This window comes from Pseudomonas citronellolis (genome assembly GCF_900112375.1).
Taxonomy (GTDB): Bacteria; Pseudomonadota; Gammaproteobacteria; order Pseudomonadales; family Pseudomonadaceae; genus Pseudomonas; species Pseudomonas citronellolis.
Genome location: NZ_FOLS01000008.1, coordinates 129363 through 141109 on the forward strand (window position 1 = coordinate 129363; position 11747 = coordinate 141109).

Genomic DNA, 11747 nt, shown 5'->3' on the forward strand with positions numbered 1-11747 from the left:
CGAGACTCCAGGCGCCTTTTTGTTTTCCGCTGCAAAACCGTTGAGCTTGCCGGGGGCTTCCATGAACTCCAACGTCGCTACCTTCAATGCCGTGCAAACCCTGGTCGTGATCGGCAATGGCATGGTCGGCCACCACTGCGTCGAACAACTGGTCGAGCGCGGTGCGCTGGGCCGCTACCACATTCATGTGTTCAGCGAGGAGCCGCTGCGCGCCTACGACCGGGTGCACCTCTCCGAATACTTCGGTGGCCGCGATGCCGAGTCGCTGGCGCTGGGCGAGGCCGGGCTGTACCAGCGGCCGGGCGTCACCCTGCACCTTGGCGTGGCGGTGCTGGAGATCGACCGCGCGCGTCGCGAGGTGGTCACCGCCGAGGGCCGCCACGCCTATGACAAGCTGGTGCTGGCCACCGGTTCCTATCCCTTCGTGCCGCCCATCGAGGGCGCGCAGGGCGATGCCTGCCTGGTCTACCGCACCCTGGCCGACCTCGACGGCATTCGCGCGGCGGCGGCCAATGCCCGCCGTGGCGTGGTGGTGGGCGGCGGCCTGCTCGGGCTGGAGGCGGCCAATGCGCTGAAATCCCTCGGCCTGGAATCCCATGTGGTGGAGTTCGCCCCGCGACTGATGCCGGTGCAGCTCGACGAGCAGGGCGGTGCGGCGCTGAAGGCGCGGATCGAGGCGCTGGGCGTCGGCGTGCACCTGTCCAGGGCCACCCAGTCGGTCACGGCCGGCGAGGCGTATCGCTACCGGATGAATTTCGCCGGCGGGGATTTCCTCGAAACCGACCTGATCGTCTTCTCCGCCGGCATCCGCCCGCAGGACGCCCTGGCCCGCCAATGCGCCCTGGAGCTCGGCCCGCGCGGCGGCGTCGCCATCGACGGCCGGTGTTTGACCGGCGATCCGGACATCTTCGCCATCGGCGAATGCGCGGCCTGGAACGGCAGCATCTTCGGGCTGGTCGCGCCGGGCTACCAGATGGCACGAACCGTCGCCGCGACGCTTTGTGGCGAGCAAGCCGAACCCTTCATGGGCGCGGACATGTCGACCAAGCTCAAGCTGCTCGGCGTCGACGTCGGCTCCATCGGCGATGCCCAGGGGGCACTGCCGGGGGCGCGCAGCTACCGCTTCATCGACGAGGCCAGCTCCAGCTACCGCCGGCTGGTGGTCTCCGCCGACGGCAAGCAGGCCCTCGGCGCGGTGCTGGTGGGCGACAACAGCTACTACGACACCCTGCTGCAATACGTGCAGAACGGCATCCCGCTGCCGGCCGACCCGTCCAGCCTGATCCTGCCGCTGGGCGAGGCGGCCCCGGCGCTGGGCGCCGACGCGCTGCCGGCGACCGCCACCGTGTGTTCGTGCCACAACGTCAGCAAGGGGGCGATCTGCGCGGCCATCGACGGCGGCTGCAGCGACCTGGCCGGTCTCAAGGCCTGCACCAAGGCCGCCACCGGCTGCGGCGGTTGCGCCGGGCTGCTCAAGCAGGTCTTCGAGCACGAGCTGAGCGCGCGCGGCGTGGCGGTGGACAAGAGCCTCTGCGAGCACTTCGCCTACACCCGCCAGGGGTTGTACGACATCGTCCGCGTGGAAGGCATCCAGACCTTCGACGAGCTGCTGGCCAGGCACGGTAAGGGCCACGTCGGTTGCGACATCTGCAAGCCGGCGGTCGGCTCGATCCTCGCGTCCTGCTGGAACCGGCCTATCCAGGAGCCCTGGCTGGTGCCACTGCAGGACACCAACGACACCTTCATGGCCAACATGCAGAAGAACGGCACCTACTCGGTGGTGCCGCGCATCCCCGGCGGCGAGGTCACCCCGGATGGGCTGATCGCCATCGGCGCGGTGGCGAAGAAGTACGACCTCTACACCAAGATCACCGGCGGCCAGCGCATCGACCTGTTCGGCGCGCAACTGCACGAGCTGCCGGACATCTGGGCCGAGCTGATCGCCGCCGGCTTCGAGACCGGGCATGCCTACGGCAAGTCCACCCGCACGGTGAAGTCCTGCGTCGGCAGCACCTGGTGCCGCTACGGCGTGCAGGACAGCGTGAAGATGGCCCTGGACATCGAGCACCGCTACAAGGGCCTGCGCTCGCCGCACAAGCTGAAGTTCGCGGTCTCCGGCTGCACCCGCGAGTGCGCCGAGGCGCAGAGCAAGGACGTCGGCGTGATCGCCACGGAGAAGGGCTGGAACCTCTACGTCTGCGGCAACGGCGGCATGCGCCCGCGCCACGCCGAGCTGTTCGCCACCGACCTGGACGACGACACGCTGATCCGCTACATCGACCGCTTCCTGATGTTCTACATCCGCACCGCCGACCGGCTGCAGCGCACCTCGGTGTGGCGCGAGGGCCTGGAGGGCGGGCTGGACTACCTGAAGGCGGTGGTCATCGACGACAGCCTGGGCCTGGGCGCCGAACTGGAAGCGCAGATGCAGGTGGTGGTGGACCGCTACGAATGCGAGTGGGCCAACGCCCTCCAGGACGCGGAAAAGCTCAAGCGCTTCCGCACCTTCGTCAACGACGCGCGCCCCGACCCGAGCGTGCATTTCGTCAAGGAGCGTGGCCAGCGCCGGCCGGTCCGCGCCCATGAACTCCACCTGATACCCGTAGCCGAGGAGATGGTCTGATGGCCCAACTGAGCGCACAACTTATCGATAGCCGACCGCTCGACAGCGACTGGCAGGACCTCTGTTCCCGCGACGACCTGGTGGCGGACTCGGGCGTGGTGGCCTGGGTCGGCGGCGTGCAGGTCGCGCTGTTCTACCTGCCGGGCTCGGCCCGGGGCCGCCAGCTCTACGCCGTGGAAAACCGCGACCCGCTGTCCGGCGCCAACGTCATCGGCCGCGGCATCGTCGGCTGCCTTGGCGGCGAGCTGGTGGTGGCCGCCCCGCTGTACAAACAGCACTTCCGCCTGGAGGACGGCGCTTGCCTGGAGTTTCCCGAGCAGCAATTGCGCGTATGGCCGGTGCGCCTGCGCGGCGACATGGTGGAAATTGGTTCGATGGCCTGAGGCGAGGCTGCGCATGGGGGCGGCATCGCCCTGACCCATTCCCCACGGCGCCGCCATGACGGCGCTGCGGGGTTGGCGCTACTCAGTCGAGCCCGAACAGGCGCGCGGCGTTGCCGTGGAAGAAGCGTTCCAGGGCGTGTTCGCTCAGGCCCAGGCGCTGGGCGTCCTCGATGCTCTGGCGAATGGGCCTGAAGGTGTAGGAGGAGCCGAACAGCAGCTGGTCGGCGAGGAAGCCATTGGCGGCCTGCACGTAGGCTTCGCTGCCGGGCAGGAACAGGTACATGTCCGGCACCAGGTGGACGTTCTCGTAGCGGAACGCCAGGCCGATGGCCTGCTGCACGTTGGGCCAGAAGCCGTGGTAGACGACGATCCGCAGGTCCGGGAAGGCCCGGGCCACGGCCGCCAGGCGGCCGGGGTCGTTGTAGGCCGGGTCGGGCGTGGTCGGCCCGCTCATCAGGAACAATGGAATGGCGCGCTTCTGCAGGTGCTCGTAGATCGGCCAGTACAGCGCGTCGTCCGGGTGCCGGGCCGGTTCGCCGAAACCGGGCTCCAGGTCGATGCCGGTCAGGCCCAGGTCGTCGATCGCATGGTCGATCTCCGCGAGCGCGCCTTCCACGCCCTGCAGCGCCGGGTCCACCGAGCCGATGCCGAGCAATTGCGCGTGGCCATTCACGATGGCGTGGATCCGTTCGTTGGGCAGGTGCTGCGCCGGCGTGTGCCGGCCGACCACCACGGCCTTGTACAGGCCGGCGTCGCGCACCTCGGCGAGGAAGCCTTCGTGGGTCAGCGAGCGTTCGAAATGGGCATCGTCGCCGCGGGTGCCGACGCGCCGGTTCAGCCAGCGCGCCGTGGCGTGCTCGGCCGAGCCGGGCACGGCGCCGAAGAACGGATGCAGGAAGGCCGGGCGGCAGCGCATGTCGATGATCTTCATGCGCCGTGCTCCTGTTCCTGGTCGCCGTGGGTTGGGCCTGGGTGGTGGCTGTCGCTGGAGAATGGTGGGGCGCGGAAGGCGTCCAGACTCATGTTGCTGTCCTCGTTGCTAGCTGGGGGAATCCGTCGTGGTGCCCCCGAGGCAATCCCCGTGCCACCGGGCGCCTCGGTGATTCCGGGGGCCGCGGGCTGGCGCCGGGCCTTTGCTGTTGCGCCTGCAACTGTACTGTCGGGTAACTGTCGCCAGGCCAACAGTTGGCCCGCCCCGCCGCAACCGGCCTCGGGCCGGCAGGGCCGGGTTTCTGCGCTATCGGGATAAGCCCCTCGGCCATGGGAGCGCGGGGCGGCGGCGCGCTTCCTATGATTCGGACGAATTGCCCGGATGCCCGTCCGTGTCGGCCGCAGAGGCCTGTTCCGGGCGTGACCGGGGCGTTGTCCGCTTGCCGAGTCCCTGGAGTGCCTGCCCATGAATACCCTGATGACCGTGACCCTCTGCCGCGGGTGCCGGTGATGAGCGTCCTTCTCCAATGCCTTTCGCATTCCCCGCTGATCGGGCACGTGGACCCCGCGCCGGAGGTGCTGCAGGAGGTCAATGACGTGGTGGCCCTGGCGCGTGAACGGATCGCGGCGTTCGCTCCGGAGCTGGTGGTGCTGTTCGCCCCGGACCACTACAACGGTTTCTTCTATGACGTGATGCCGTCGTTCTGCATCGGTGTCGCCGCGCACGCCATTGGCGACTTCGGCACCCTGAGCGGCCCGCTCAACGTGCCCAGGGAACTTGCCGAGGCCTGCGCCGCGGCGGTGCTGGAGGCCGGCGTGGACGCCGCGGTGTCCTACCGCATGCAGGTGGACCACGGCTTCGCCGAGCCGCTGGAGCAATTGCTGGGCGGGCTCGGGAACCACCCGGTGCTGCCCGTCTTCATCAATGCGGTCGCGCCGCCGTTGCCCAGCTTCCAGCGCGCCCGCCTGCTCGGCGAGGCCATCGGCCGCTTCGCCCGTACCACCGGCAAGCGCGTGCTGTTCCTCGGTTCCGGCGGGCTGTCGCACCAGCCGCCGGTGCCGCAGTTGGCCCAGGTGGATGCCCATATGGCCGACCGCCTGATGGGCAGCGGGCGCAACCTGCCGGCCGATGAGCGGGAGGCGCGGCAGCAGCGGGTGATCCGCGCGGCGCGGCTTTTCGTCGAGGATCCCGGCTCGCTGCATCCGCTCAACCCCGAGTGGGACCAGCAGTTCCTCGACATCCTCGCGCAGAACCGGCTGGGCGAGCTGGATGCCCTGGGCAACGAGCAGTTGTCGAGCATCGCCGGCCGCTCGACCCACGAGGTGAAAACCTGGGTGGCCGCCTTCGCCGCGCTCTCCGTCTTCGGCGCCTACCGCGTGCATGACCGCTACTACCGACCGATTCCCGAGTGGATCGCCGGCTTCGGCGCGCTTGGCGCCGAACCCGAACCGAACTGAAGGAGGCCGCCGATGACCACCATGAACAGAGCGCCGAACGACGCCGACAGCAGCCGCTTCGCGCGCATCCGCGAAGGCGGGCTGGACCTGCAGCTGCACTACAACGACCTGGGCGAGGGCGCCGAGACCGTGGTGATGCTCCATGGCTCCGGCCCCGGCGCCAGCGGCTGGGCCAACTTCAGCCGCAACCTGGAGCCGCTGTTGGCCGCCGGTTACCGGGTTGTCCTGATGGATTGCCCCGGCTGGAGCAAGAGCGACCCCATCGTCTGCCGCGGCTCGCGCTCGGACCTCAATGCCACGGCGCTCAAGGGCCTGCTCGACGTGCTGGGCCTGGAGCGCGTGCACATCCTCGGCAATTCCATGGGCGCCCACAGCGCCGTGGCCTTCGCCCTGGCCAACCCGCGGCGCGTCGGCAAGCTGGTGCTGATGGGCGGCGGCACCGGCGGCGCCAGCCCCTTCGTGCCGATGCCCACCGAGGGCATCAAGCTGCTCAACGGCCTGTACCGCGAGCCGACCATCGACAACCTGAAGCGGATGATGAACGTCTTCGTCTTCGACGCCAGCGACCTCACCGAGGAACTGTTCCAGACGCGCCTGGACAACATGCTCAGCCGCCGCGAGCACCTGGACAACTTCGTCGAAAGCCTCGCCGCCAACCCCAGGCAGTTCCCCGACTTCGGCTCGCGCCTGGCCGAGATCCAGGCGCCCACGCTGATCGTCTGGGGCCGCAACGACCGCTTCGTGCCCATGGACGCCGGCCTGCGCCTGCTCGCCGGCATCCAGAACTCATCGCTGCACGTGTTCAACAACTGCGGCCACTGGGCCCAGTGGGAGCATGCCGAACCCTTCAACCGCCTGGTGCTGGACTTTCTCCAGCACTGAACCCGAGGTGCCCCATGACCATCAGCCAAGAGACCCTCGAACGCCTGGCCGCGGACCTGCGCCATGCGGAACTGCAGGGCGAGGCCATCGCGCCCTTGCGTGACGCCATCGGCGCGGAAAACGGCGCGGCCGCCTACGCCATCCAGCGCCTCAACGTCGCCCACGGCCTGGCCGCCGGCCGCCGCCTGGTCGGCCGCAAGGTCGGCCTGACCAACCCCAAGGTGCAGGCCCAGCTGGGCGTGGACCAGCCGGACTTCGGCTGCCTGTTCGCCGACATGGCCTATGGCGACAACGAAACCGTGCCCTTCGACCGCGTGCTGCAACCGAAGATCGAGGCGGAAATCGCCCTGGTGCTGGAGCGCGACCTGCCCAGCGCCGACACCACCTTCGCCGACGTGTTGAACGCCACCGGCTGGGTGCTGCCGGCCCTGGAAATCGTCGGCAGCCGCATCGCCAACTGGAACATCCGCTTCGCCGACACCGTGGCCGACAACGCCTCCAGCGGCTGCTTCGTGCTCGGCGGCCCGGCGCGGCGCCTGGATGGCCTGGACCTACGCGGCGCGGCCATGCGCATGACGCGCAACGACGAACCGGTCTCCAGCGGTAGCGGCGCCGAATGCCTGGGCCACCCGCTCAACGCGGCAGTATGGCTGGCGCGCACCCTGGCCCGCCTGGGCGACCCGCTGAAGGCTGGCGACATCGTCCTCACCGGCGCCCTCGGGCCCATGGTCGCGGTAGCCGCCGGTGACCGTTTCGACGCCGAGATCGATGGCCTGGGCCGCGTCGGTGTGACCTTCAGCCAGAGCTAAAAGCCGAAAAAAGCGCTGGAGGCTGGAGGCTGAACGACAAGCAGTCCCTGCCAGAGCGGAGGTCGGTGCTTTTTCGTCCAGCCTTCCAGCCTCCAGCGCTCTTAATCGAACGCTTTCCGAGGAATGCCATGAGCAACAAACGCAAAGTCGCCATCATCGGTTCCGGCAATATCGGCACCGATTTGATGATCAAAGTCCTGCGCAATGCGCAGCATCTGGAAATGGCCGCCATGGTCGGCATCGACCCGGCCTCCGACGGTCTGGCCCGCGCATCACGAATGGGCGTGGCCACCACCCACGAAGGCGTCGAGGGCCTGACCCGCCTGCCGATCTTCAATGAGATCGACTTCGTCTTCGATGCCACTTCAGCCGGAGCTCACGTGAAGAACGATGCGTTTCTGCGGGGCCACAAGCCCGGTCTTCGCGTGATCGACCTGACCCCGGCCGCAATCGGTCCGTATTGCGTGCCGGTGGTCAACCTGGAGCAGCACCTGCAGGCGTTGAACGTGAATATGGTGACCTGTGGTGGGCAGGCGACGATTCCGATGGTCGCGGCCGTTTCGCGGGTGGCCAAAGTGCACTACGCGGAAATCATTGCCTCCATCGCGTCGAAATCGGCTGGTCCTGGCACTCGCGCCAATATCGATGAGTTCACTGAGACCACCAGCAAGGCCATCGAAGTGATCGGCGGCGCGGCGAAGGGCAAGGCGATCATCATCATGAACCCGGCCGAGCCGCCGCTGATCATGCGTGACACCGTCTATGTCCTCTCCGAAGCCGTGGACCAGGCCAAGGTCGAAGCCTCCATCGAGGAGATGGCGGCTGCCGTGCAGGCCTACGTTCCCGGCTACCGCCTGAAGCAGAAGGTGCAGTTCGACGAAGTCCGTGATCTGAACATTCCCGGTCACGGCAAGTTCTCCGGGCTGAAGACCTCGGTGTTCCTCGAAGTCGAAGGTGCCGCCCACTACCTGCCGGCCTACGCCGGCAACCTCGACATCATGACCTCTGCCGCGCTGGCTACTGCTGAGCGTATGGCACAGGCGATGGGAGCTTCGGCATGAACAAGCTTTATATCTCCGACGTGACTCTGCGCGACGGCATGCACGCGATTCGCCATCAGTATTCGCTGGAGGATGTGCGTGCGATTGCGGCGGCGCTGGATATGGCGAAAGTCGATTCCATCGAAGTCGCCCATGGCGATGGCCTGCAAGGCTCCAGCTTCAACTACGGCTTCGGCGCGCACACCGATCTGGAATGGATCGAAGCCGCCGCTGACGTGGTGAAGCACGCCAAGATCGCCACCTTGCTGTTGCCGGGCATCGGCACCATCCACGATCTGAAGAACGCCTACAACGCCGGCGCCCGAGTGGTCCGCGTGGCGACGCATTGCACCGAAGCCGACGTCTCCAAACAGCACATCGAGTACGCCCGTGAGCTGGGTATGGACACGGTCGGCTTCCTGATGATGAGCCATATGCAGACGCCCGAAGGCCTCGCTCAGCAGGCGAAGCTGATGGAGAGCTACGGCGCCACCTGCATCTACGTCGTCGATTCCGGTGGGGCGATGAATATGGATGACATTCGCGCCCGCTTCCGCGCGGTAAAAGCGGTCCTGAAGCCGGAAACCGAAACCGGCATCCACGCCCACCACAACCTCAGCCTCGGCGTGGCCAACTCCATCGCTGCGGTGGAGGAGGGCTGCAATCGCATCGATGCCAGCCTGGCGGGCATGGGTGCGGGAGCGGGCAACGCGCCGCTGGAAGTCTTCATCGCCGCTGCGGACAAGCTCGGCTGGAACCATGGCACCGACCTCTATGCGCTGATGGACGCCGCCGACGATCTGGTGCGCCCACTGCAGGACCGTCCGGTACGTGTCGACCGCGAAACCCTCGCGCTCGGTTACGCCGGCGTTTATTCGAGCTTCCTGCGCCACGCCGAAGTGGCCTCGGCCAAGTACGGCATCAAGGCCGTGGACATCCTCGTCGAGCTGGGCAAGCGCCGCATGGTCGGCGGCCAGGAAGACATGATCGTCGACGTGGCCCTGGACCTGCTGGCCAGCCGGTAGGCGCCGGAGTCGCTGGGCTCCCGCGTTCGCGGGAGTGACGGGTAAGGGAAGGGTTCGCGTTTCCCCCGTCATCCCCGCGAACGCGGGGATCCAGCGCCTTCGAGGCCGCGCCCCGGGACTGGACCTGCCGACCTCGACCTCGACTGTAGGAGCAGGCCCTGCCTGCGATTCGCGCGCAGGGCGCGCTCCTACACGGGAACGACGTGGCGGAGGTGCAGAAGAAACACCCCCGTAGGATGGGTTGAGCGAAGCGATACCCATCGCCATGCCCGCATGGGTTTCGCAGGCTCGATCCATCCTACGAAAGCACCGACCTGGCCCTGTAGGAGCGAGCTTGCTCGCGAACCACCCCCCCCGCTGTGAGGCCGGGTTCGCGAGCAAGCTCGCTCCTACGAAGAGCACCGCGGCGCAGTTGCAGGTACAGAAGAAACACCCCCGTAGGATGGGTTGAGCGAAGCGATACCCATCGCCATGGCCACATGGGTTTCGCAGGTCCGACCCATCCTACGAAAAGCACGCCGTCGCGTTGGGCTGGCGGCCGGGACGACATGATCGTCGACATTGAAAACGGGCCCCACCATGCTGGCCAACCTGTCGCTGAAGAGCAAACTGCTGTTGACCGTCCTGCCGCTGACGACGCTGATCTACCTGGCGACGGTCGTGCTGGTCTACCAGTCGAGCAAGACCTCCACCGAGGCCCTGGCCGAAGTGGCCGTGCAGGCCATCGTGCAACAGCAGGCCGCGGAGATTTCCTCGTATTTCGACGGCGCCATGCACTCGGGCAGGGTGAGCGCGGACATGCTCGCCCGCGAACTGGTCGAGGGCGCGCTGCCGGATCGCCGGCTCGGCGAGCAGCTGCTGGAGGCGCTGTTGCTGGACAGCCCCCAGGCCAGCATCGCCTGGTGGATGCCGCTGCACGCCGGCGCCGCGGAGGCGCTGTGCTGGCTGCGTGACGCGCATGCGGTGCAGGCCGCCACGGCCGAGCAGTGTGCGGCCGTGCTCGAAGCCCTGGGGGGCGCCGCCGGCGACCGCGAGAGCGTGGCCTCGCCCCGCTCGCCGGCGCGGGCCGGCCTGACCAGGGCAGTGATTCCCGTGCTCTTGCCGGTGCGCCAGAACGGCCACCTGGCGGGGCACCTGGGGCTGGGCCTCGACGCCGGGATGCTCCAGGCGAAGGTGGCCCAGCTGCGGCCGCTGGGCGTCGGCCTGGCGGCGCTGACGGCCAACGACACCACCCTGGTGGCCCATCCCGATCCCCGGCGCGTCGGGCGGCACACCGCCGAGACCGAGTCGGACTTCCTTGGCGACCACCTGCAGGCGATGATCGACGCGGTGCGCAACGGCAAGCCGCTGTCGATCCGCTTCCTCTCGCCGGCGATGGGGGAGGAGGTGTTCATGCTGGCGGTGCCGGTCGCCATAGGCGCCACCGGCGCGCCCTGGTCGTTCGGCGCCGCCTTGCCCAGCGCGGCCCTGCTGGGCGGGGTGAAGGCCCTGGCGATTCAGCTGCTGGTGCTGGGCGGCCTGGCCGCGGCGCTGATCGGCGGGCTGGTCTTCTGGCTCGGCCGCGCCATGACGCGCCCCCTGGACGCGGTGGTCAAGGCCATACGCCAGCTGGTGGCGGGGGAGGCCGACCTGTCCTCGCGCCTGCCGTTCGAGGGGCGCGACGAGCTGGCGGTGCTGGTCCGGGAGTTCAACCGCTTCCTCGACATCATGGCCGCCCTGGTGCAGGAGATAACCGCGACCAGCCAGGCCCTGCAGGGCGCCGCCCAGGCGCTGCAGGAGGAAAGCCAGGTCACCGGCCGCGGCGTGGACACCCAGCGCGACGAGATCGGCCAGCTGGCCACCGCCATGCGGCAGATGTCCCAGGGCATCGAGGAGGTGGCCGGCAACACCGACCAGGCCGCCCAGGCCACGCGCGAGGGCGACCAGGCCGTGGGCCACGGGCAGGCCACGGTCGCCTGCCTGAACGAGGCCATCGCCGAGGATGCGCGGACGCTGGAGCAGATCTGCACCCTGACCGGGCAACTGGAATCGGCCAGCGAGGACATCGGCACCGTGGTGGCGGTGATCCGCGACATCGCCGGGCAGACCAACCTGCTGGCGCTCAACGCCGCCATCGAGGCGGCCCGGGCCGGCGAGCAGGGGCGCGGCTTCGCCGTGGTCGCCGACGAGGTGCGGGCCCTGGCGCGGCGCACGCACACCTCGACCCAGGAGGTGCACCGCAGCGTGTCGCTGATCCAGGAGCGCACGCGAACCGTGGTCGGCATGCTCGAGAAGAGCCGCAACACCTCCCTGGGCAACGTCGCCAGCGCCCGCGAGGCCAGCGAGGCCTTGCACCGCGTAACCCGGATGATCGGCCAGGTGCGCGACATGAGTCAGCAGATCGCCAGCGTGACCGGCCAGCAGGCTTCCACCAGCGAGCAGCTGTCCCACAGCCTGGCCTCGATCGCCAGCTCCGCCGACGACGCCTCGCGCAGCGCCGGCCAGGTGCGCCGCCGCAGCCATGACCTGCAGGCGCTGGCGGAGCGCCTGGGCGCCCTGGTCAGCCGCTTCCGCCTGTAGCCGTTCCCGCGTTGCACCCCATGGCCCGGCCCTCGCAA

Annotated in this window: 8 protein-coding genes and 2 pseudogenes; 9 read left to right on the plus strand and 1 reads right to left on the minus strand. The window is 68.5% G+C overall.

What is annotated here, in order from left to right:
• The first annotated feature begins 61 nt into the window (after positions 1 to 61).
• Positions 62 to 2623: a nitrite reductase large subunit NirB gene (gene nirB, locus BM060_RS09835; protein WP_074979577.1), complete on the plus strand. Its 2562-nt coding sequence runs from the start codon at positions 62 to 64 to the stop codon at positions 2621 to 2623.
• Positions 2623 to 3006 (plus strand): nitrite reductase small subunit NirD, encoded by a 384-nt coding sequence (gene nirD, locus BM060_RS09840; RefSeq protein ID WP_074979579.1) that lies wholly within the window; start codon positions 2623 to 2625, stop codon positions 3004 to 3006. The genes nirB and nirD overlap by 1 nt, the downstream gene beginning before the upstream one ends.
• Before the next feature lie 82 nt (positions 3007 to 3088).
• On the opposite strand, the gene BM060_RS09845 is transcribed toward nirD, so the two are convergent.
• Complete coding sequence (locus tag BM060_RS09845; protein ID WP_074979581.1) at positions 3089 to 3937, minus strand: amidohydrolase family protein; 849 nt, start codon at positions 3935 to 3937, stop codon at positions 3089 to 3091.
• A gap of 509 nt (positions 3938 to 4446) precedes the next feature.
• On the opposite strand from BM060_RS09845, the gene mhpB reads away from it, so the two are divergent.
• From mhpB to BM060_RS33700, 7 genes and pseudogenes are all read left to right on the plus strand, one after another.
• Positions 4447 to 5394 carry a 3-carboxyethylcatechol 2,3-dioxygenase gene (mhpB, locus tag BM060_RS09850; protein WP_074979583.1) on the plus strand — a complete coding sequence of 316 codons (948 nt, stop codon included), beginning with the start codon at positions 4447 to 4449 and terminating at the stop codon, positions 5392 to 5394.
• A gap of 12 nt (positions 5395 to 5406) precedes the next feature.
• Entirely contained in the window at positions 5407 to 6276 is an 870-nt protein-coding gene (locus tag BM060_RS09855) for an alpha/beta fold hydrolase (protein ID WP_074979585.1), read from the plus strand.
• 14 nt (positions 6277 to 6290) lie between these two features.
• A complete protein-coding gene (mhpD, locus tag BM060_RS09860) occupies positions 6291 to 7085 on the plus strand; it encodes a 2-keto-4-pentenoate hydratase (RefSeq protein ID WP_074979587.1) in 795 nt (264 codons plus the stop codon).
• 128 nt (positions 7086 to 7213) lie between these two features.
• On the plus strand, positions 7214 to 8146 hold the full coding sequence (locus BM060_RS09865; RefSeq protein WP_074979589.1) for an acetaldehyde dehydrogenase (acetylating): 933 nt from the start codon (positions 7214 to 7216) through the stop codon (positions 8144 to 8146).
• Positions 8143 to 9150: a 4-hydroxy-2-oxovalerate aldolase gene (gene mhpE / locus BM060_RS09870; RefSeq protein ID WP_074979591.1), complete on the plus strand. Its 1008-nt coding sequence runs from the start codon at positions 8143 to 8145 to the stop codon at positions 9148 to 9150. The genes BM060_RS09865 and mhpE overlap by 4 nt, the downstream gene beginning before the upstream one ends.
• A gap of 1392 nt (positions 9151 to 10542) precedes the next feature.
• A pseudogene (locus BM060_RS33695) lies at positions 10543 to 11013 on the plus strand (HAMP domain-containing protein); the annotation flags it as partial.
• A 171-nt stretch (positions 11014 to 11184) separates the two neighbouring features.
• Positions 11185 to 11709: pseudogene (locus BM060_RS33700) on the plus strand (methyl-accepting chemotaxis protein); the annotation flags it as partial.
• Positions 11710 to 11747 lie beyond the last annotated feature (38 nt).